This window comes from Streptomyces sp. NPDC007863 (genome assembly GCF_040633895.1).
In the GTDB taxonomy this organism is placed as follows: Bacteria; Actinomycetota; Actinomycetes; order Streptomycetales; family Streptomycetaceae; genus Streptomyces.
On record NZ_JBEYEI010000017.1, the window covers coordinates 42397 to 62346 of the forward strand.

The following is a 19950-nucleotide window of genomic DNA, read 5'->3' on the forward strand; positions in this document are numbered from 1 at the left end:
GTCCGGATGACCGTCATCACATCTGAGCGGAAATTGAGGATAACGATAGGGCGACAGCCGGACACTCTGGGTGAAGACGGTCCTGGAGGCCGTACCGGGTGGATAACGGAAGCGCGGGCTCCGCCGGGGGACACTTGACTGTGACGTCGGTGATCGGCGTTCATGGGGCGTTCACGTCCCGAAACGTGGCACACCCCGGCGAACGAGAGGAGAAGACCATGCGACTGCTGCTCGTCGAGGACGACGACCACGTCGCCGCGGCCCTCTCCGCGATCCTCGCCAAGCACGGCTTCGCCGTCACCCATGCCCGCAACGGCGAGGAGGCCCTCCAGGCCGTCCTCCCCACCGCACAGGGCGAGCGCCCCTCGTACGGCGTGATCCTGCTCGACCTCGGCCTCCCCGACCAGGACGGCTACCAGGTCTGCGCGCGCATCCGGAAGCTCACCGCCACCCCGGTGATCATGGTGACCGCCCGGGCCGACGTGCGCTCCCGGATCCACGGCCTCAATCTCGGCGCCGACGACTACGTCGTCAAGCCCTACGACACCGGCGAACTGCTCGCCCGCATCCACGCCGTCTCCCGGCGCACCACCGGGCCCGGCGCCCCCGACGACACCGGCGGTACGGGCTCCGCCGGCGAGGCGACCGTGCTGCGCCTCGGGTCCGTCGCCGTCGAGCTGCCCACCCGGCGGGTCAGCGTCGACGGCGAGCCCGTCGCCCTCACCCGCAAGGAGTTCGACCTGCTCGCCCTCCTCGCCCAGCGGCCCGGCGTCGTCTTCCGCCGCGAACAGATCATCTCCGAGGTCTGGCAGACCAGTTGGGAAGGGACCGGCCGCACCCTGGAGGTGCACGTCGCCTCGCTCCGCTCCAAGCTGCGGATGCCCGCCCTGATCGAGACCGTGCGGGGCGTCGGCTACCGCCTGGTCGCCCCGGCCGCGTAACCCCCGGCCGCCCCGCCCGTGCGCACCCGACTCCTCCCCCTGCTCATCGTCCTGATGGCGGGGGTCCTGCTCGCCCTCGGCTTCCCGCTCGCCGCCAGCCTCGCCGCCGCCCAGCAGCAGCGGGTCGTCGTCGACCGCCTCGACGACGCCGCCCGCTTCGCCGCCCTCGGGCAGTTCGTCCGCGACCCCAGCACCGTCAGTGACGAGCGCCGCACGACCCTCAGCGGCGAGCTCGCCAGCTACCACGACGTCTACGGCATCCGGGCCGGCATCTTCTACCGCGACAACCGTGCCATGGCCGCCGCCCCCGAGGACTGGGTCGTACCGTACGAGGGCGAGGGCCGCCGCGCCTTCAACGAGGCCCTCCTCGGCCGCCGCAGCCACGACCCGCCGCAGGTCTGGCCCTGGCAGCCGCACGCCCGCCTCACCATCGCCTCGCCCGTCGTCCGCGACGGGGACGTCGTCGCCGTCGTCGTCACCGACTCGCCCACCGGCGAGCTCCGCGCCCGCATCCTGCGCGGCTGGCTGGTGATCTTCGCCGGCGAGGCCGCCGCGATGCTGCTCGCCGTCGGCGCCGCCGTACGCCTCACCGGCTGGGTGCTGCGCCCGGTCCGGGTCCTGGACGGCGTCACCCACGACATCGCCACCGGCCGGATGAACTCCCGGGTCGCCGAGGCCGGCGGGCCGCCCGAACTGCGCCGCCTGGCACGCTCGTTCAACGAGATGGCCGACCACGTCGAGGAATCCCTCGAACAGCAGCGGGCGTTCGTCGCCGACGCCTCCCACCAGCTGCGCAACCCGCTCGCCGCGCTGCTGCTCCGCATCGAGCTGCTCGCCCTCGAACTCCCCGAGGGGAACGAGGAGATCGCCTCCGTGCGCACCGAGGGCAAGCGGCTCGCGCAGGTCCTCGACGACCTCCTCGACCTGGCCCTCGCCGAGCACGCCGCCGCCGATCTGCTGCTCACCGACGTCGGCGCGCTCACCGCCGAGCGGATCGCCTCCTGGCGGCCGGTCGCCGACGACAAGGGCGTCGCCCTGGTGGGGGAGTGCGGGGCGGCGACCGGCTGGGCGGACCCTGTGGCCCTGTCCAGCGCGCTCGACGCGGTCGTCGACAACGCGCTGAAGTTCACGCCCGAGGGCGAGCGGGTCACGGTGCGGGTGCTGCCCGGCAAGGACGCGGTGGAGGTCGTCGTCGCCGACCTGGGACCGGGCCTCACCGAGGAGGAGCTGACCCGCGTCGGAGACCGCTTCTGGCGCTCCGGACGCCATCAGAACGTCAAGGGCTCGGGCCTCGGCCTGTCCATCGCCCGCGTCCTGCTGACCGCCACCGGCGGCGGCATCGCCTTCGCCCCGAACGAGCCGCACGGCCTGAGGGTGACGGTCACGGTCCCGCGGCACGAGCCGACGGAGCGGTGAGGCGCCCGAAAGCCGAGTGAGGCGCGCGAAAGCCGGGTGAGGTGCGGCCCGCCGGTGATGCGCGGCCCGGCCCGGTGAGGGCTGCGGGGGCCGGGGTCAGGGGCTGCGGGACCGGTCAGGGGGCGCGGGGCCGGGTCAGGGGCTGCGGGGCCGGTCAGGGGGCCTCGGTGCCGGTGCCGGTGCCGGTGCCGGTGCCGGTGCGGGACGAGGCCGGGGAGTGGTCGGGGAGGTCGGATTGCCGGCGGCCGGGGGTGGAGCCCGTACGGCTCAGGGCTTGACCGAGCGGTAGTAGCGGCGGGCGCCGTCGTGGAGGGGGAGGGGCTCGGTGTAGACGGCCGTCCGCAGGTCCACCAGCTGGGCCGGGTGCACCTGGCTGCCGATGGCGTCCCGGCTGTCGATCACCGACCGGGTGACCCCCTCCACCAGGTCCGGATCGGCCTCCACCGTCGTCACCATCAGGTTCGCCACGGCCAGCGTCTCCACCGGCTGCCCGTTCTGCGCGGCCGCGTACGCGTCGGCCGGGATGACCGCCGAGCGGTAGTGACGGGTCGAATCGCCGACGTCCCGCAGCGCCTCCACCAGCGGCGCGTCCATCGGGATCAGCCGGATCGAGGTCCGCTCCGACAGCGACTGCACGGCGTGGGTCGGCAGCCCGCCGGACCAGAAGAAGGCGTCGAGCCTGCCCTTCTCCAGCATCTCCGGCATCGAGTCGATCCCGACCGGCACCGCGGTCACGTCCCGTGACGTGGTGAGCCCGGCCGCCGCGAGGACCCGGTCCGCTATCAGCCGCACACCGGAGCCGTCCTGCCCGACGCCGACGCGCAGTCCGCGCAGGTCGGAGACGCTCTGGACGGTCGAGCCCTGGCGCACCACGAGCTGTACGTAGTCGTCGTAGAGCCGGGCGCAGCCGCGCAGCCGCTCGAAGCCGGGCCGGCGGTCGCGGATGTACTGCGCCACGGCGTCGGCCGTCGCGACCGTGAAGTCGGCCTCCCCGGAGGCGACCCGCGCCAGGTTCTGCTGCGAGCCCTCGCTGTCCGTGAGCGTGACCGAGACCTCGGGGAGGTCCGTCGCCATGGCCTGCTTGAGCAGTGCGCCGTACCGCTGGTACACGCCCGTGGGGACTCCGGTGCTGAAGGTGATCGAACCGCTGGGCGTCGAGGCGCCGAACGGCGCCACCCACCACAGCAGCACCCCACACACCACGGCCAGCGCGGCCGCGAGCGCGAGGACGCGGCGGCGGGCGGCACGGGTGAGGGAGGCGAGCATGCCATCGATCCTGCCAGGTGGCCGACGCCCCTGGCCAGGGCGAAGGGGTGCGAGCGGCTGTGATGTCCGCTGCGCCGGCCGTACGCGCCGCGCCGGTCGTACGCGCTGCGCCGAAGCGGTGAGCGGTTCCCGGCGGCGCGCTCCCGCCGTGTGTCCTGTCGTGGTGCCGGGGTCCGTGCGGTTAGCGTCGGGAGGCGCCCGGTGATCTTGAGGGCAGTCCCCTCTGCCCGCCCCTGGCCCCCGTCGCCGGGCGCTCGGCTCACCCCTGTCCTCCTGTGCTCTTGTGCCGATGTCCCGATGTCCCGATGTCCCGAGGGGGTTTTCGCATGCTCGTGATCCCGGTGTCCGTTCTCGTCCGTCCCGTCGTCGTCCGGTTGCCGCTGGACTGAGCGGGGCGCGCGGGCGAGGGTGGGGCGGTGCGCGTCCCCGGGGAACCCCGGAGGTGCGCACCCCGCCCGAGCCCGTACGACCCGAGGGAGCCGTCGATGCACTCCGCCCCGCCCGTCACCCCGCCCCGCGTCGCCGTCCTCGCCGACGACCTGACCAGCGCGGGGGACGGGGCGGCGCCGTTCCGCCGGGGCGGCCACCCCGCCCGGGTCCTCCTCTCCGGCAGCCCGCTCGCCGGGCACGGGCAGGAGGACGGGGTGGTCGCCGTCGACCTCGGCAGCCGGCTCCTCGACGAGGCGGGGGCCGAGGCACGCACCCGCGCGGCGGCCCGCGCCCTGTCCGGGGCGGGGCTGCTGCTCAAGACCGTGGACTCGACCCTCCGGGGCCATGTGGCCGCCGAGATCCGCGCCGCGCGGGAGGGTTCGGGGCGGCGCGCCGTCGTCGTGGCGCCGGCGTTCCCCGCCGAGGGGCGGACCACCCGTGACGGCGTCCAGTACGTCCGCGACGTCCGGGTGGACGAGAGCGAGTTCGCCCGCGATCCCGCCCACCCCGTCCGTACGGCCGACCTCGCCCGCCTCCTCCCGGACGCGGTCCAGGTCGACGCCGCCCGGCCGGAGCTCCTCGCCGAACTGGTCGCCTACGGGGGGCTGTTCGTCTGCTCCGCCGCGACCGACGCCGACCTCGACCGGATCGTCGCCGCCGTCCCCGACCACCGGTCCGTGCTGTGGGTCGGCTCCCCGGGGCTCGCCGCCGCCCTCGCCCGTCACCACGCGCTGCCCGGCGACGGCGCGGACGCGGCGGAACTCCCTTACGCGGTAAGCCCCTTGGTCGCCGTCGGCAGCGCCAACCCCGCCACCCGCAGGCAGCTCGCGCTGCTGGCCGGCGAGCCCGGCGCGGTGGCGGCCGTCGCCGCCGAGCCGCTGCGGACCGCCACCGGTGCGCTCGTGCGGATCATCCACACGCCGCACGAACGGAGGGAGGATCCTGCGGAGTTGACCCGGGAGCTCGCCGCGTCCGTGGCGGCGCTCGCCGCCCGCGCGCCCTTCGACGGGCTCGTGCTCACCGGCGGGGAGACCGCCGAGGCGGTGCTGCGCGCGCTCGGCGCCCACGGCATCGACCTCCACGACGAACCCGAGCCCGGCATCGCCCGCGGCACCCTGGCCGGGCCGGCCGGCGTGCCCCGCGTCCCCGTCGTCATCAAGGCGGGCGGCTTCGGCGACGAGCGGACCCTGCTGCGCCTTCACACCCTGCTGACCGGGAACCCGGCCGACGGCGGCGCGGCCGCTGGGGGCCTCGCCTGACCGCGAGCCCTTCCTGGCCGGCGGTCCGGCCGGCGGCCCGGCCTGGCGGTCCGGCTTGAACGCGCCCCGGGCTTGAACGCGAGCCCGGCTTGGCCAGCGGCCCGGCTTGGCCGGCGAGCCCGGCCTGACCAGCCCCCGGCCTGACCAGCTCCCGGCCTGACTAGCCCCCCGGCCCGACCAGCCCCGCCCGACCAGCCCCGCCCGACCAGCCCCCTCCAGACCGGCCCCCGCCCGGCCACCCCCCGGCCCCTCACGCCTCCAGATAGCGCAGGACCGCCAGGATCCGGGGGCTGTGCCCCTCCGTCCCGCGCAGTTCCAGCTTGTCGAAGACCGCGTTGAGGTGTTTTTCCACCGCGCTCAGCGACAGGTGGAGCCGGCGGGCGATGGCCGTGTTCGTGTACCCCTCCGCGAGCACCTGGAGCACCTCGCGCTCGCGCGGGGTGAGCCGGGCCAGCGGATCGGCGTGCGCGCTGCGCACCACCAGCTGCCGTACGACCTCCGGGTCGATCGCCGCCCCGCCCGCGTGGACCCGCTCCAGCGCGTCGAGGAACTCCTCGACCTGCGCCACCCGGTCCTTCAGCAGATAGCCGACCCGCTCCGCGCCGGCGGCGAGCAGCCGGGCCGCGTAGCTGCGCTCGACGTGCTGGGAGAGGACCAGGACGCCCGTCCCCGGCAGCCGCTCGCGGATCGCGACGGCCGCCCGCAGCCCCTCGTCGGTGTGGGTCGGGGGCATCCGGATGTCGACGACGACGACGTCGGGCCGGAGCGCCTCCGTCTCGGCGACCAGCGTCACCGCGTCGCCGAACGCCCCGACGACCTCGTGCCCCTCCTCCGCGAGCAGGCGGGCGAGGCCCTCCCGCAGCAGGGTCGAGTCCTCGGCCAGGATCACACGCACGGCAGCTCCGCGACGATGGTGGTGGGTCCCCCGAGGGGGCTGTCGATCCGCAGGACGCCGTCGAGCGCGGCGACCCGCCCGCGCAGCCCGGTCAGGCCGCCGCCCGCCGGATCCGCGCCGCCCCGGCCGTCGTCCTCGACCCGCACGGTCAGCGGACCGCCGGGCACCCCCGCGACCCGCACCGAGACGGCCGAGGCGGCGGAGTGCTTGGCCGCGTTGGTGACGGCTTCGGAGACGACGAAGTACGCCGCCGTCTCCACCGGGCGGGGGAGCGGGCCCGCCACCTCGTACGCGATCCGCAGCGGCAGCGCGCACCGCTGCGCGACGCCGCCGAGTGCCTCCTCCAGGCCGAGGCTGTCCAGTGCCGACGGGTACACCCGCCAGGCCACCTCGCGGAGTTCGGCCAGCACCTCCTGGGCCTCCCGGTGCGCCTGGCCGAGCAGCCCGGCCGCCTGCTCCGGGTCCCGCTCGCCGCTCCTGCGGGCCCGCCCGATCAGCATGGCGAGCGCCACGAGGCGTTGCTGGACCCCGTCGTGGAGGTCCCGCTCGATCCGCCGCCGCTCCGCGTCCACGGCCCCCACGACGGCGGCCCGGCTCAGTGACAGCTCCTCGATCCGGCGGCGCAGCAGTTCGCGTTCCGAGGGCCCGAAGCACTCCCGGGCCAGCCGGGCGTCGAGCGCGTTCAGCGCGAACAGCCCCTGGAGGCCCAGGAACAGCAGGACGCCCCCGAGGACCAGCTGCGTCAGCAGCTCCGCCGCCCCGATCGTCCCGCGCGCCACACCACCGACCAGCAGGACCGCGAGCACCACGCCGAACCCGAGCAGCGCGAGCACCACCGCGCACACGAGCCCCGTCGCGGACCGGACGGCCAGGTACCGCAGGGCGCCGCCCTCACCCTCGTACGCCTCCGGGAAGCGGTCGCCGAAGAAGCGCTCCCGCCGCCTCCGCTCCAGTCCCACGAGCCTCCCGGCCCCGGAACCGAGCACCCCCAGGGCGTACGCCCGCGTCCGCGGCCACGACAGGAGGGGGCCGAGCACGACCCCGCCGACCAGGAAGTACAGCAGCCCGAGCGGCGCCGTCAGACACCCGGCCACCACCCCCACGGCCCGCCGCGCCCCGAACCGCCGCCCGCCACCGTCCCGTTCCGCCTCCGCCTCCGCCGCCACGCGCCCAGCCTAGGCGCGGCGGTGCCGGGGCTCCGCGCCCCGTCCCCGGACCCTGACGACGAGCCAGGTCGCGGCGGCGGCGAGGACCAGGACGAGGACGGCCTTGGAGGCCACGCCCACGTACGCCTCGACCAGCTCCCAGCGGTCGCCGAGGGTGTACCCGGCGAGGACCAGGACGCTGTTCCAGGCGAGGCTGCCGACGGTGGTCAGGAGGAGGAAGAGGGGGACCGGCATCCGCTCCACCCCGGCCGGCACCGAGATCAGGCTGCGGAAGATCGGCACCATCCGGCCGAGGAGGACGGCCTTCGTGCCGTGCCGCCGGAACCACGCCTCGGTCCGCTCCAGGTCCGAGACCTTCACCAGCGGCAGCCGCGCCCACAGCGCGTGCATCCGCTCCCGGCCGAACATCGCGCCGATCCCGTAGAGGGCGAGCGCGCCCGCCACCGAGCCCAGCGTCGTCCAGAACAGCGCGGAGGCGAGGCTCAGCACGCCCTGCCCGGCGGCGAAGCCCGTCAGCGGGAGGATCACCTCGCTCGGCAGCGGCGGGAAGAGGTTCTCCAGCGCGATGGCGAATCCGGCGCCCGGCCCGCCGAGGGTCTCGACGAGACCGGCGGCCCAGCCGGCGATGCCGTCGGCCGGGCCGCCGGCGGGCTCCTGGGCGAGAACGGTCGTGAGCGGTGCCATGAGCGGTGTCATGAGCCCTCCATAGCCTGGGGGAATCCTCCCCGCGGGTCCCCCGGGGAGGAGTCCCCGGACGGGCCCCCGGCCGATCCGCCGGGGGCCCTTCCCACGCTAGAAAGCCCAGCTCGGAGCCGGTATGCGCGTTCCCGCCCAGCGCCCCTGCGGAAAACCGCAGGGGCGTCCGGCGCAGGACCGCAGGGGCGTCCGGCGCAGGACCGCAGGGCGGCCGGCTCAGGCCCGCAGGTCCGCCGCCGTCGGCACCACGACCGCGAAGACGTCCGTCAGCCCGGTCAGCGCGGCCCGCTTCAGCTCGGCCGCGGGCACGACCGTCCCGTCCGGGGCGGCGAGGGCGCGGGTGGCGGTCGCCTCGGCGACGACGGTCGGCCGGTAGCCGAGGTTGAAGGCGGCCTGGGCGGTGTAGTTGACACACATGTGCGTCATGAAGCCGGCGAGCACCAGCTCCTTCCCGTCGCCCGCCGCGAAGCCGAGGTCCGTCAGGACCTTCTCCAGGTCGGTGGCGTGGAAGGCGTTCGGGAAGTTCTTCACCACGACCGGCTCGCCCTCGACCGGGGCCACCTCGTCGCAGATCGCGCCGACCGGCGCCGTGAGGTCGTACGGGGACCCCTCGCCGCTGTCGTGCTGGATGTGGACGACCGGGGTGCCGGCCGCCCGGGCCCGGGCCAGGAGCCGCGCCGCTTCGGCGACCGCCTCCTCGGCGCCTTCGAGGGCCATGACGCCGGAGCGGTAGGTGTTCTGGACGTCGATGAGGACGAGCGCCGCCTCGGAGAGCCGGGCCGGCTCGTCGCTCAGACCGGAGAGGGAACGGAGGGGAGTGGACGGAGTGCTGCTCATTGAACGGACCTTTCTGGAAATACGGAATAAATCGTTGAGATGGGGGCGTGGTGAAGCGACCCACGGTGGACGGGGAAGGAAGGGACGGGGAAGGAAGGGACGGGGACGGCGGAGGCCGTCAGCCGGCCCCCGTGCGGAACCGCCTCCGGTACGCCGCCGGCGTGGTCGCGAGCTGCCGGCGGAAGGCCCGGTGCAGGGTCTCCACCGAACCGAGCCCCGCCCGCGCCGCCACCTCGGCGAGCGGCGCGTCCGAGGTCTCCAGGTGGCGCCGGGCCACCTCGATCCGGGCCGCCTCCACGTAGGCGGCGGGGCTCGACCCCGTCTCCTGCGCGAAGACCCGGGCGAAGTGCCGCTCGCTCAGGCACATCCGGCCGGCGAGCCGCTCCGCGGACAGGTCCTCGTCGAGGTGGTCCGCGATCCAGAGCCGCAGCTCGTCGATGTCCCGCCGGCCGGCCGCCGGCCGGCTCAGCGGCACCGAGAACTGGCTCTGGCCGCCCTGCCGCTTCAGGTACATGACGAGCTGCCGGGCCACCGCGAGCGCGGTCTCCTCGCCCAGGTCCTCCGCCACCAGGGCGAGGGACAGGTCGAGGCAGGCGCTGATCCCGGCCCCGGTCCACAGCCGCCCCCGGTCCGTCCGTACGAAGATCGGATCGGGGTCGACGGTGACCTCCGGGTGGTCGGCGGCCAGCTGCGCCGCCGTCGACCAGTGGGTCGTCGCGGGCTTCCCGTCGAGCAGGCCGGCCGCGGCGAGCACGTGCGCGCCGACGCAGACCGAGGCCACCCGCCGGGCGTGCGGCGCGGTCTCCCGCACCCAGCGCACGACCTCCGGGTCCAGCCGGGCGACGACCCCGCCGTTCTCGCCCGGGTCCACCGCCCCCGGCACGAGCAGGGTGTCGACGTCCGCGCCGACCTCGTCGAAGCCGAGGTCCGCGAGCAGCCGGACCCCCGCCGAGGTCCGCACCTCCCCGGCACCGCCCGGCGCGGCCAGCCGCACCCGGTAGCGCTCGCCGCCCGACTCCCGGTTGGCCAGCGCGAAGACCTCGGCGGGCCCGGTGACGTCGAGGAGGTCCACGTCGGGGAAGACCGCGACGACGACCCGGTGCGCGGGATGCGCCGCGGGGGCCGTGGCGCCGGCCGTCCCGGGGGCCGTGGCGGAGGTGGTCTCGGACATGACCCCACCTTCGCCCGCCCCGGGCCATGACGGCAATGACGATTCCCTGTCACATCCGGACACCGGCCCGGGCTCCGGAGTCCGGCCCGGACCCCGCGGCGGACCGCCTACTCTTGAAGACTCCATACCCTTGAAAACATGACCAGCAGCAGCGACCGGAGTCTCACAGTGGGCATCGAAGGACCGAAGACCTACGACATTCGCACCTACGGGTGTCAGATGAACGTCCACGACTCCGAACGGCTCTCCGGTCTGCTGGAGGAGGCGGGCTACGTCCGCGCCCCCAAGGAAGCCGACGGCGCCGACGTCGTCGTCTTCAACACCTGCGCGGTCCGCGAGAACGCCGACAACAAGCTGTACGGCAACCTCGGCCACCTGGCCCCCATGAAGACCGCGCGCCCCGGCATGCAGATCGCCGTCGGCGGCTGCCTGGCGCAGAAGGACCGCGACACCATCGTGAAGCGGGCCCCGTGGGTCGACGTGGTCTTCGGCACCCACAACATCGGCAAGCTGCCGGTCCTCCTGGAGCGCGCCCGCGTGCAGCAGGAGGCCCAGGTCGAGATCGCCGAGTCCCTGGAGGCCTTCCCCTCCACCCTGCCGACCCGCCGCGAGTCGGCGTACGCGGCCTGGGTCTCGATCTCGGTCGGCTGCAACAACACCTGCACCTTCTGCATCGTCCCCGCCCTGCGCGGCAAGGAGGAGGACCGCCGCCCCGGCGACATCCTCGCCGAGATCGAGGCGCTCGTCGCCGAGGGGGTCTCCGAGATCACCCTGCTCGGCCAGAACGTGAACGCGTACGGCTCCGACCTCGGCGACCGCGAGGCCTTCAGCAAGCTGCTGCGCGCCTGCGGTGCCGTCGAGGGCCTGGAGCGGGTCCGCTTCACCTCCCCGCACCCGCGCGACTTCACCGACGACGTCATCGCCGCCATGGCCGAGACGCCCAACGTGATGCCGCAGCTGCACATGCCGCTCCAGTCCGGCTCGGACACCGTCCTCAAGGCCATGCGCCGCTCGTACCGCCAGGAGCGCTTCCTCGGCATCATCGAGAAGGTCCGCGCCGCGATCCCGCACGCCGCCATCTCCACGGACATCATCGTCGGCTTCCCCGGCGAGACCGAGGAGGACTTCGAGCAGACCATGCACGTGGTCCGCGAGGCCCGCTTCGCCAACGCCTTCACCTTCCAGTACTCCAAGCGCCCCGGGACCCCGGCCGCCGAGATGGAGGGGCAGATCCCCAAGCAGGTCGTGCAGGCCCGCTACGAGCGCCTGGTCGCCCTCCAGGAGGAGATCTCCTGGGACGAGAACAAGAAGCAGGTCGGCCGCACCCTCGAGGTCATGGTCGCCGAGGGCGAGGGCCGCAAGGACGGCACCACCCACCGCCTCTCCGGCCGCGCCCCCGACAACCGTCTGGTCCACTTCACCAAGCCCGACGAGGACGTCCGCCCCGGCGACGTCGTGACCGTCGAGATCACCTACGCCGCCCCGCACCACCTCCTCGCCGAGGGCCCCACCACCGCCGTCCGCCGCACCCGCGCGGGCGACGCCTGGGAGAAGCGCACCGCCGCGGCCGCCGCCAAGCCGGCCGGCGTGCTGCTCGGCCTCCCGAAGATCGGCGTCCCGGACCCGCTCCCGCAGGCCGACGCCCCGGCCTGCGGCGTCGGCCACTGACACCGCGGGGGGCGAGGGCGGGGCAGTAGGCTGCGGATCATGCTTGTCGCCGCCGCCGTGTGCCCCTGCCCGCCGCTGCTCGTGCCCGAGGTCGCGAGCGGCGCCGCCCCCGAGCTGGACGCCGCGCGGGCCCACTGCGCGGACGCCCTCGGGGTGCTCGCCGCCGCCCGCCCCGACCGGCTGTACGTCGTCGGTGCGGCGCCCGGGGACGCCCTGGGCGCCTTCCCGGCCGGTTCCGCCGGCTCCTTCGCCGGATTCGGCGTCGACCTCGCCGTGCGCCTCGGCGAGGGCCCCGGGGGCGACCGCCCGCTGCCGGCCCCGCTCGCGGTGGGCGCCTGGCTGCTCTCCCGTGCCGGTGCGTCCGGCGCGGCCGTGGAGGGGCTCGGGGTCGACGAGCGGGCCACCGCGGAGGAGTGCGCGGAGACCGGACGGCGGCTCGCCGCCTCGGCCGAGCGGGTCGCCCTGCTCGTCCTCGGCGACGGCAGCGCCTGCCGCACCGTGAAGGCCCCCGGTTACTTCGACGAGCGCGCCGCCGGTTTCGACGCCGAGGCCGCCCGTGTCCTGGGCTCCGCCGACGTGCCCGGGGTCCTCGCGCTCGACGCCGGTCTCGCCCGGGAGCTGAAGGCCGCCGGGCGCGCCCCCTGGCAGGTCCTCGCGGGCGCCGCCGAGGGCGCGGGCCTGGCCGGCCGCCTGCTGCACGAGGACGCGCCGTACGGCGTCGAGTACCTCGTCGCCGTCTGGTCCTGAGCGCCGTCCGGTCCTGGGCGCCGGTCCGCCACCCACGACGGACGCGGCCCGCGGAGCGCGTACTGCTGCTCCGCGGGCCGCGTCCGTCGTACGGTCGGGTGCCTAGACGGCCGGCGGCGGGGGCGTGCCGTCGGTGCCGGGCGTGCCGGGCGTGCCGGGCGTGCCGGGAGTGCCGGGCGTGCCATCCGTGCCGGGCTTGCCGTCGTCCTTGTGCCCGATCCGGTCGATGGCGCCCTTGGCCTTGCCGGTGCCGGACTGGATCTTGTCGCTGTACTTGCCCTTGGTCTTCTCGTCGACCATCTTGGCCGCCTTGTCCAGGCCCTGGTCGATCTTGTCCCCGTGCTGCTGGGCGAGGTCCGAGACCTTGTCCTTGGCCGGGCCCAGCTTGGCCTTCAGTGAATCCAGGAAGCCCATGGGGCACCTCTCCGTGTCCGTGTCGTGCCTATGTGCGGGCGGCTTCCCCGGTCTCGCTGTCCGCGTCCGAAACGGCGTCCGAAACGGCGTCCGAAACGGCGTCCGTACCGGCGTCCGCGGCGGTGTCGGCCGACTGCTGCCGGGGGATCTCCACGACCTCCGCGGCGGCCTCCGTCGCCTCGGAGTCCTCATCGGAGGCCTCAGCGGAAGCCGCACCGGAGGACTCCTCGGGGGACTCCTCCGGTGCGGTCACTCCCGGGACGGCCACCCGCGTCACCGTCCCACCCGCCTCGGACTCGGATCCAGATCCAGAGGTTCCGGATCCGGATGCGGATGCGGTGAGCTCCGCCGAGGCCGGCTCACCCGGTTCCTCCATCGACTGCTTCTTCCGGCGAAACCTTGAGAAAACGCCCATATCCACTCCTCAGCCTACTCGTCGGGGGTACCGCGCGCGGGAACCACGGCCGGAAACGGCCGAGAACACGGCCGGAACCACGGCCGGAACCACGCACGGGCAACGAAGCCCCCACCCCCGTGTCACGTCGCTCGTTCGGGGACGCTCCCGGAGGTTTGCGAGACTGGGGCGGTGAGAAGCGCAGCTCCCGCACCGCGGGTCATCGCCGTCGTCGGCCCCACGGCAGCCGGAAAGTCCGATCTGGGTGTGTTCCTGGCCCAGCAGCTCGGCGGCGAGGTCGTCAACGCCGACTCGATGCAGCTCTACCGAGGGATGGACATCGGCACCGCCAAACTGACGACGGAGGAGCGCGGCGGCGTCCCGCACCACCTCCTCGACATCTGGGACGTCACCGAGGCCGCCAGCGTCGCCGAGTACCAGCGCCTCGCCCGCGCCGAGATCGACCGGCTGCTCGCCGAGGGCCGCACCCCCGTGCTCGTCGGCGGCTCGGGCCTGTACGTACGCGGCGCCGTGGACGCCCTGGAGTTCCCCGGCACCGACCCCGCGATCCGGGCCCGCCTGGAGGCGGAGCTGGAGGAGCGCGGCTCCGGCGTCCTGCACGCCCGCCTGACCGCCGCCGACCCCGAGGCGGCCCGGGCGATCCTGCCCGGCAACGGCCGCCGGATCGTCCGCGCCCTGGAGGTCATCGAGATCACCGGCAAGCCCTTCACGGCCAATCTCCCCGGCCACGAGTCCGTCTACGACACCGTCCAGATCGGCGTCGACGTGGCCCGCCCCGAACTCGACGAGCGGATCGCCACCCGGGTGGACCGCATGTGGGAGGCCGGGCTCGTCGACGAGGTCCGCGCCCTGGAGTCGCTCGGCCTGCGCGAGGGGCGCACGGCCTCCCGCGCGCTCGGCTACCAGCAGGTGCTCGCGGCGCTCGCGGGGGAGTGCACCGAGGAGGAGGCGCGCGCCGAGACCGTGCGCGCCACCAAGCGCTTCGCCCGCCGGCAGGACTCGTGGTTCCGCCGCGACCCGCGCGTCCACTGGCTCAGCGGGGCCGCCGATCACCGCGGGGAACTCCCGCGAGAGGCGCTCTCGTTGGTCGAACGAGCGGTTACAGCCTGATCACGTGATGGCATCGGGACGCACTGCCCGTCATTTCCGCGGTCGAGAGCGTGCCATCATCGAGCATCGATCGACCAAGGTGGAGTCCGAGTGGGGAGGGCGCGTGGCGATGGAGGCCGGCCCTCGCGACAGAGAACAGCACGAGTCGGTCCCCGGGGGTGCCCCGGGGCTGACCCCCGACGGACCCGACGACGCCGAGGGCTCCGCGGTCGAGATCGCCGACGAGGTCGAGGTCGAGCTGCGGCCGCGGCGGCTGCTGAGGTTCTGGCAGCTCGCCCCGATCGTCGGGCTCGCCGCCGTCGGCTCGCTGATGTTCGCCTTCCCGCTCGCCTTCGGCTCCGGTGACGCCGGCGCGGTCGTCGCCATGCTGGGACTGCTCATCAGCTTCTGCGCGGCCGGCTGGGGCGTCATGGCCGCCCGCCGGGTCGGCTACACCTGGCCGGGGCTGCCGCAGCGCGGCTCCGGCGAGCGACCGGACTGGCGGGTCCTCGCCCTGTACGTGACGACCATCGCGGCCCTCGTCGCCCTCGCCGTCTGGCGCGTCGCCCGCCTGCGCTAGGCCGTGTCTTCCGGATCATGCCGCCCTGTGGACAACCGGAACGGGCGTCCGGGCGGCACCGTACAGTTGATCCCGTGACCAGCACGCAGACCACCCCGCTCCGTTACCTCAAGGGCCACGGCACCGAGAACGACTTCGTGATCGTCCCCGACGCGGAGAACGAGATCGACCTGCCCCCCGCGCTCGTCGCCCGGCTCTGCGACCGCCGCGCCGGACTCGGCGGCGACGGCGTGCTGCACGTCGTCCGCAGCGCCGCCCACCCCGAGGCCCGCGCCCTGGCCGACGAGGCCGAGTGGTTCATGGACTACCGCAACGCGGACGGCACGGTCGCCGAGATGTGCGGCAACGGCGTCCGGGTCTTCGCCCGCTATCTGGAGCACGCCGGCCACGTCACCGCCGGCGAGGTCGCCGTCGCCACCCGGGGCGGCGTCAAGCGCGTCCACCTCGACAAGGACGGCTCCGTCACCGTCTCCATGGGCCGCGCCGTCCTCCCCGAGGAGGGCGTCACGGTCGCCGTCGACGGCCGTAGCTGGCCCGCGCGGAACGTGAACATGGGCAATCCGCACGCGGTCGCCTTCGTCGAGGACCTCGCCCACGCCGGCACCCTGTACGACGAGCCGCCGTACGAGCCCGCGTCGGTCTACCCGGACGGGGTCAACATCGAGTTCGTGGCGGACCGGGGCCCCCGCCACGTCGCCATGCGGGTGCACGAGCGCGGCGCCGCCGAGACCCGCTCCTGCGGCACCGGCGCCTGCGCCGTGGCCGTCGCCACCGCCCGCCGCGACGGGACGGACCCGGCCGTGACCGGCGCCCCCGTCACGTACACCGTGGACGTCCTCGGCGGCACCCTGGTCATCACCGAGCACCCCGACGGCGGCATCGAGATGACCGGACCGGCCGTCATCGTCGCCGAGGGCACCCTGGAGCCCTCCTGGCTCACCGCCGGCTGAGCCCGTCCCGGTCCGTCCCGAAGGCCCGTCCGGCGGTCCGTTCCGACGGTCCAATCGAAACTGTCAACGACTCCCGTGTCGCTCGAATGGGTGATCCGTTTCACGCTGGGCGAGAGCGGGACTGCGCCACGTGGTGGGGTCGGTAGCATCAAGCACCGGCCCCCCGGGCTCCCCTCGCCCGTCCACCGCCGGTCGACGCCGCCGGAGGTGCCCCATGAGCGCAGAGGCCACGAACCCCGTGAGCGCGGCCGAGACCGCCGCCACCGACCCCCGCGTCCGCAGGCGCGCACGCGCCCGGCTCGACCTGCGCAGGATCGGACGCGCGGCCCTGCTCGGCGCCACCGCGGGCCCCGCCCCGCGCGACCGGCTGCCGGACGCCATCAGCCACGTCGCCGAGGCGCACCGCGCCCACCACCCCGAGGCCGACCTGACGGTCCTGCGCCGGGCGTACGTGCTCGCCGAGTCCTCGCACCGCGGCCAGTTCCGCAAGAGCGGCGAGCCGTACATCACCCATCCGCTCGCCGTCACCCTCATCCTCGCCGAGCTGGGCGCCGAGACCACCACCCTGACCGCCTCCCTCCTCCACGACACCGTCGAGGACACCGAGGTGACGCTCGATCAGGTCCGCCGGGAGTTCGGCGACGAGGTCGCGTACCTCGTCGACGGCGTCACCAAGGTGGAGAAGATCGACTACGGGGCCGCCGCCGAACCCGAGACCTTCCGCAAGATGCTGGTCGCCACCGGCGACGACGTCCGCGTCATGTCCATCAAACTCGCCGACCGGCTGCACAACATGCGCACCCTCGGCGTGATGCGGCCCGAGAAACAGGCCCGCATCGCCAAGGTCACCCGCGACGTCCTCATCCCGCTCGCCGAACGGCTCGGCGTGCAGGCCCTCAAGACCGAGCTGGAGGACCTGGTCTTCGCCATCCTCCACCCCGAGGAGTACGAGGCCACCCGGGCGCTCATCGCCGACGCCACCGGCTCCGGCTCGCCGGACGCGCTCGCCGCCGTCGCCGAACGGGTCGGCGCCGTCCTGCGCGAGGCGGACATCGCCGCCGAAGTCCTCGTCCGGCCCCGCCACTTCGTCTCCGTCCACCGCGTCCGGCTCAAGCGCGGCGAGCTGCGCGGCTGCGACTTCGGACGGCTCCTCGTCCTCGTCGCCGAGGACGCCGACTGCTATGCGGTCCTCGGCGAGCTGCACACCTGCTTCACCCCGCTGATCTCGGAGTTCAAGGACTTCATCGCGGCCCCCAAGTTCAATCTCTACCAGTCGCTGCACACCGCGATCGCCGCCCCCGACGGGGCCGTCGCGGAGGTCCTGATCCGCACCCACCGCATGCACAAGGTCGCCGAGGCGGGCGTCGTGGCGCTCGGCAGCCCCCTCGGGACGCCCCCGGACACCGCCGACCCGGCCGAGACCGCCGAGGACGGCGAGCGCACCGACCCCACCCGACCCGGCTGGCTCGCCCGCCTCCTCGACTGGCAGGAGTCCGCGCCCGACCCCGACACCTTCTGGAGCTCGCTCCGCGCCGACCTCGCCGAGGACCACGAGATCACCGTCTTCCGCGCCGACGGCGGGACACTGGGCCTGCCCGCCGGCTCCAGCTGCGTCGACGCCGCCTACGCCCAGCACGGCGAGGCCGCCCACGCCTGCCTCGGCGCCCGCCTCAACGGCCGCCTCGCCCCCCTGGGCACCGTCCTCTCCGACGGCGACACCGTGCAGCTGCTCCTCTCCCAGGACACCGGTTCCGGGCCCTCCCCGGAGTGGCTGGACCACGCCCGTACGCCGGCCGCGCGGATCGCGATCACCGCCTGGCTCCAGGCGCACCCGGAAGCCGCCGCCCCGCCCGCCGCGGCCCCCCGCCCGCCACTCAGCGTCCTCGCCGACCGCAGCTCGGGCGCCGAGCTCCACGCCGACCTCGACGGCGCCCCCGCCGCCCCGGTCCGCCCGGCCGGCTGCTGCACCCCCGTGCCCCCCGACGCCATCACCGGCTTCCGGGTCCGGGGCGGCGCCGTCACCGCCCACCGCACGGGCTGTCCGGCCGTGGACGTCATGCGCCGCCTGGGCCGGGCCGCCGTCCCCGTCCGCTGGGGCGACGCCGCCCACTGCCGGGTCACGCTGGTAGCCGAATCGTTCGGCCGCCCCGGTCTGCTCGCCGATCTCACCGAGGTCATCGCCACCGCCGGCGCCGAGGTGGTCTCCGCCACCGTCGAGCCGCCGAGCGAGCAGCGGGTCCGCCACACGTACACCCTGCAGCTGGCCGACGCCGCCGGACTCCCCGCCCTCATGCGCGCCATGCGCGAGGTCCCCGGCGTGTACGACGTGGACCGGACCCACCGGCTCTGACCTCCCGCCCGCGGGTGACACCTTCGGGTGGCGGGTGCGCGCGTCGGCTCGGGGAGCGGGGCGGGGCACTGGTAGCCCTGGCGCATGGCGCACACTTCCCCGCCCCGCCCGCCTGCCCCCACCACCGACGCCCCCGCCACCGGCGCCCCGCCCGCCCCCGGCACCCCCCGGCGACCGCGCCGGAGGCCCTGGCTGCGGGCCGCCGGGCTCGTCGCCGCCGGCGCCGGACTGGTCGCCGCGACCGTGCCCGCACCCGCCCCGCTCGGCATCGGCGACCCGCTCTTCCCGTACCTCGGGAACCCGGGGTACGACGTCCTCGCGTACGACATCGACCTCACCTACTCCGGCGTGAACACCGAGCCGCTCGCCGCCGTCACCCGGGTCGACGCCCTCGCCACCGCCGACCTCGACCGGCTCCACCTCGACTTCACGCACGGCACGGTCTCCGGCGTCACCGTCGACGGCGTGGCGGCCGGATTCGCGACGAGCGGCGAGGACCTGGTCGTCACGCCCGCCGTACCGATCGACGCCGGCGAGGCCGTCACCGTGACCGTCCGCCACACCAGCGACCCCGGCGGGCCCGCCGCCGGCGGAGGCTGGGTGCGCACCTCCGACGGGCTCGCCATGGCCAACCAGGCCGACGCCGCCCACCGCGTCTTCCCCTCCAACGACCACCCCTCCGACAAGGCCGCCTTCACCTTCCGGATCACCGCCCCGAGCGAGCTGACGGCCGTCGCCAACGGACTGCCCGCCGGCCGCGCGGAACACGGCGCCACCACCACCTGGACCTACCGCGTCCACCACCCCATGGCCACCGAACTCGCCCAGGTCTCCATCGGCCGCTCCGCCGTCCTCCACCGCACCGGCCCGCGCGGCCTCCCGGTCCGGGACGTGGTCCGCGCCCAGGACCGGGAGGCCATGGAGCCCTGGCTGCGCCGGACCCCCGGCCACCTGGAGTGGATGGAGGGCAAGGTCGGCCCGTACCCCTTCGAGACGTACGGCGTGCTGATCGCCGACGCCACCACCGGCTTCGAGCTGGAGACCCAGACCCTCTCCCTCTTCGAACGGCGCCTCTTCACCGACCCGCGCTTCCCCGAGTGGTACGTGGACGCGGTCATGGTCCACGAGCTGGCCCACCAGTGGTTCGGCGACAGCGTCTCCCCGCGCACCTGGTCCGACCTGTGGCTCAACGAGGGACACGCCAGCTGGTACGAGGCGCTGTACGCCGACGAGACGGCCGGGAAGTCCCTGGAGCAGCGGATGAAGGCCGCGTACGCCGCCTCCGACGGCTGGCGCGCCGACGGCGGGCCCCCGGCGGCGCCCCGCCCGCCCACGCCCGGGCAGAAGATCAGCCTCTTCCGGCCCGTCGTCTACGACGGCAGCGCGCTCGTGCTCTACGCCCTGCGGGAGACCATCGGCACCGACGCCTTCGACCGGCTGCAGCGGCGCTGGGTCGCCGACCACCGGGACGACACCGCCACCACCGCCGACTTCACGGCCCTCGCGGAGCAGGTCTCCGGGCAGGACCTCGACGCCTTCTTCGCCGGGTGGCTGTACGGGGAGAAGACCCCGCCGATGCCCGGCCGCCCGGAGTGGCGCAGCCTCCCCGCGGAGGACGCCGCCCACTGAGGAAACCCGCGTGACGGGCGCGGGGCGGCCGT

18 protein-coding genes are annotated in these 19950 nt (G+C 74.8%); 10 read left to right on the plus strand and 8 right to left on the minus strand.

The features are described 5' to 3' along the window. The first annotated feature begins 218 nt into the window (after nucleotides 1–218). Both ABZ621_RS25485 and ABZ621_RS25490 read left to right on the plus strand, forming a co-directional pair. The gene (locus tag ABZ621_RS25485) at nucleotides 219–941 is read left to right on the plus strand and encodes a response regulator transcription factor (RefSeq protein WP_360608331.1); all 723 of its coding nucleotides are present in this window, start codon (nucleotides 219–221) and stop codon (nucleotides 939–941) included. An 18-nt stretch (nucleotides 942–959) separates the two neighbouring features. Continuing rightward, nucleotides 960–2357 (plus strand): HAMP domain-containing sensor histidine kinase, encoded by a 1398-nt coding sequence (locus ABZ621_RS25490; RefSeq protein ID WP_360608333.1) that lies wholly within the window; start codon nucleotides 960–962, stop codon nucleotides 2355–2357. A gap of 267 nt (nucleotides 2358–2624) precedes the next feature. Here the strand turns inward: ABZ621_RS25490 and ABZ621_RS25495 are convergent, their stop codons facing one another. Next, on the minus strand, nucleotides 2625–3623 hold the full coding sequence (locus ABZ621_RS25495; protein WP_360608335.1) for a TAXI family TRAP transporter solute-binding subunit: 999 nt from the start codon (nucleotides 3621–3623) through the stop codon (nucleotides 2625–2627). A gap of 485 nt (nucleotides 3624–4108) precedes the next feature. Between ABZ621_RS25495 and ABZ621_RS25500 the strand changes: the two genes are divergently transcribed. Next, nucleotides 4109–5311, plus strand: a complete 1203-nt coding sequence (locus ABZ621_RS25500; RefSeq protein ID WP_360608337.1) for a four-carbon acid sugar kinase family protein — start codon at nucleotides 4109–4111, stop codon at nucleotides 5309–5311. A 250-nt stretch (nucleotides 5312–5561) separates the two neighbouring features. On the opposite strand, the gene ABZ621_RS25505 is transcribed toward ABZ621_RS25500, so the two are convergent. From ABZ621_RS25505 to ABZ621_RS25525, 5 genes are all read right to left on the minus strand, one after another. Next, entirely contained in the window at nucleotides 5562–6206 is a 645-nt protein-coding gene (locus tag ABZ621_RS25505; RefSeq protein ID WP_359529454.1) for a response regulator transcription factor, read from the minus strand. Beyond that, the gene (locus tag ABZ621_RS25510; RefSeq protein WP_360608339.1) at nucleotides 6197–7372 is read right to left on the minus strand and encodes a histidine kinase; all 1176 of its coding nucleotides are present in this window, start codon (nucleotides 7370–7372) and stop codon (nucleotides 6197–6199) included. The genes ABZ621_RS25505 and ABZ621_RS25510 overlap by 10 nt, the downstream gene beginning before the upstream one ends. Before the next feature lie 9 nt (nucleotides 7373–7381). Next, nucleotides 7382–8056, minus strand: coding sequence for a DedA family protein (locus tag ABZ621_RS25515; RefSeq protein ID WP_360608570.1), 675 nt, complete (start codon nucleotides 8054–8056; stop codon nucleotides 7382–7384). Nucleotides 8057–8284: 228 nt separating this feature from the next. After that, the gene (locus tag ABZ621_RS25520; RefSeq protein ID WP_360608341.1) at nucleotides 8285–8905 is read right to left on the minus strand and encodes a cysteine hydrolase family protein; all 621 of its coding nucleotides are present in this window, start codon (nucleotides 8903–8905) and stop codon (nucleotides 8285–8287) included. A 118-nt stretch (nucleotides 8906–9023) separates the two neighbouring features. Then, a complete protein-coding gene (locus ABZ621_RS25525) occupies nucleotides 9024–10076 on the minus strand; it encodes a GlxA family transcriptional regulator (protein ID WP_360608343.1) in 1053 nt (350 codons plus the stop codon). Nucleotides 10077–10214: 138 nt separating this feature from the next. Between ABZ621_RS25525 and miaB the strand changes: the two genes are divergently transcribed. Both miaB and ABZ621_RS25535 read left to right on the plus strand, forming a co-directional pair. Next, nucleotides 10215–11744 (plus strand): tRNA (N6-isopentenyl adenosine(37)-C2)-methylthiotransferase MiaB, encoded by a 1530-nt coding sequence (miaB, locus tag ABZ621_RS25530; RefSeq protein WP_360608345.1) that lies wholly within the window; start codon nucleotides 10215–10217, stop codon nucleotides 11742–11744. A 39-nt stretch (nucleotides 11745–11783) separates the two neighbouring features. Then, a complete protein-coding gene (locus tag ABZ621_RS25535) occupies nucleotides 11784–12491 on the plus strand; it encodes a class III extradiol dioxygenase subunit B-like domain-containing protein (protein ID WP_360608347.1) in 708 nt (235 codons plus the stop codon). A gap of 102 nt (nucleotides 12492–12593) precedes the next feature. Here the strand turns inward: ABZ621_RS25535 and ABZ621_RS25540 are convergent, their stop codons facing one another. Both ABZ621_RS25540 and ABZ621_RS25545 read right to left on the minus strand, forming a co-directional pair. Continuing rightward, a complete protein-coding gene (locus tag ABZ621_RS25540) occupies nucleotides 12594–12905 on the minus strand; it encodes an antitoxin (RefSeq protein ID WP_360608349.1) in 312 nt (103 codons plus the stop codon). Between the two features lie 28 nt (nucleotides 12906–12933). Further along, a complete protein-coding gene (locus ABZ621_RS25545) occupies nucleotides 12934–13320 on the minus strand; it encodes a hypothetical protein (RefSeq protein ID WP_360608351.1) in 387 nt (128 codons plus the stop codon). 171 nt (nucleotides 13321–13491) lie between these two features. Here ABZ621_RS25545 and miaA point away from each other — a divergent pair, with 171 nt between their 5' ends. The 5 genes from miaA (at nucleotide 13492) to ABZ621_RS25570 (ending at nucleotide 19918) form a co-directional block, all read left to right on the plus strand. Further along, nucleotides 13492–14430, plus strand: a complete 939-nt coding sequence (gene miaA, locus ABZ621_RS25550) for a tRNA (adenosine(37)-N6)-dimethylallyltransferase MiaA (protein WP_360608353.1) — start codon at nucleotides 13492–13494, stop codon at nucleotides 14428–14430. A gap of 109 nt (nucleotides 14431–14539) precedes the next feature. Further along, nucleotides 14540–14989, plus strand: a complete 450-nt coding sequence (locus ABZ621_RS25555) for a hypothetical protein (RefSeq protein WP_360608572.1) — start codon at nucleotides 14540–14542, stop codon at nucleotides 14987–14989. A 74-nt stretch (nucleotides 14990–15063) separates the two neighbouring features. Next, a complete protein-coding gene (gene dapF, locus ABZ621_RS25560; protein ID WP_360608355.1) occupies nucleotides 15064–15939 on the plus strand; it encodes a diaminopimelate epimerase in 876 nt (291 codons plus the stop codon). Nucleotides 15940–16153: 214 nt separating this feature from the next. After that, nucleotides 16154–18289 (plus strand): HD domain-containing protein, encoded by a 2136-nt coding sequence (locus ABZ621_RS25565; protein ID WP_360608357.1) that lies wholly within the window; start codon nucleotides 16154–16156, stop codon nucleotides 18287–18289. A gap of 84 nt (nucleotides 18290–18373) precedes the next feature. Continuing rightward, nucleotides 18374–19918 carry a M1 family metallopeptidase gene (locus ABZ621_RS25570; RefSeq protein WP_360608359.1) on the plus strand — a complete coding sequence of 515 codons (1545 nt, stop codon included), beginning with the start codon at nucleotides 18374–18376 and terminating at the stop codon, nucleotides 19916–19918. Nucleotides 19919–19950 lie beyond the last annotated feature (32 nt).

Excerpts from the sequence above, each read along its gene's own strand:
- ABZ621_RS25485 (WP_360608331.1), top strand. The coding sequence starts at position 219 with ATGCGACTGCTGCTCGTCGAGGACGACGACCACGTCGCCGCGGCCCTC.
- ABZ621_RS25495 (WP_360608335.1), bottom strand. The coding sequence starts at position 3,623 with ATGCTCGCCTCCCTCACCCGTGCCGCCCGCCGCCGCGTCCTCGCGCTC.
- ABZ621_RS25500 (WP_360608337.1), top strand. The coding sequence starts at position 4,109 with ATGCACTCCGCCCCGCCCGTCACCCCGCCCCGCGTCGCCGTCCTCGCC.
- ABZ621_RS25515 (WP_360608570.1), bottom strand. The coding sequence starts at position 8,056 with ATGGCACCGCTCACGACCGTTCTCGCCCAGGAGCCCGCCGGCGGCCCG.
- ABZ621_RS25520 (WP_360608341.1), bottom strand. The coding sequence starts at position 8,905 with ATGAGCAGCACTCCGTCCACTCCCCTCCGTTCCCTCTCCGGTCTGAGC.
- ABZ621_RS25525 (WP_360608343.1), bottom strand. The coding sequence starts at position 10,076 with ATGTCCGAGACCACCTCCGCCACGGCCCCCGGGACGGCCGGCGCCACG.
- miaB (WP_360608345.1), top strand. The coding sequence starts at position 10,215 with ATGACCAGCAGCAGCGACCGGAGTCTCACAGTGGGCATCGAAGGACCG.
- ABZ621_RS25535 (WP_360608347.1), top strand. The coding sequence starts at position 11,784 with ATGCTTGTCGCCGCCGCCGTGTGCCCCTGCCCGCCGCTGCTCGTGCCC.
- ABZ621_RS25540 (WP_360608349.1), bottom strand. The coding sequence starts at position 12,905 with ATGGGCTTCCTGGATTCACTGAAGGCCAAGCTGGGCCCGGCCAAGGAC.
- ABZ621_RS25545 (WP_360608351.1), bottom strand. The coding sequence starts at position 13,320 with ATGGGCGTTTTCTCAAGGTTTCGCCGGAAGAAGCAGTCGATGGAGGAA.
- ABZ621_RS25555 (WP_360608572.1), top strand. The coding sequence starts at position 14,540 with ATGGAGGCCGGCCCTCGCGACAGAGAACAGCACGAGTCGGTCCCCGGG.
- ABZ621_RS25565 (WP_360608357.1), top strand. The coding sequence starts at position 16,154 with ATGAGCGCAGAGGCCACGAACCCCGTGAGCGCGGCCGAGACCGCCGCC.
- ABZ621_RS25570 (WP_360608359.1), top strand. The coding sequence starts at position 18,374 with ATGGCGCACACTTCCCCGCCCCGCCCGCCTGCCCCCACCACCGACGCC.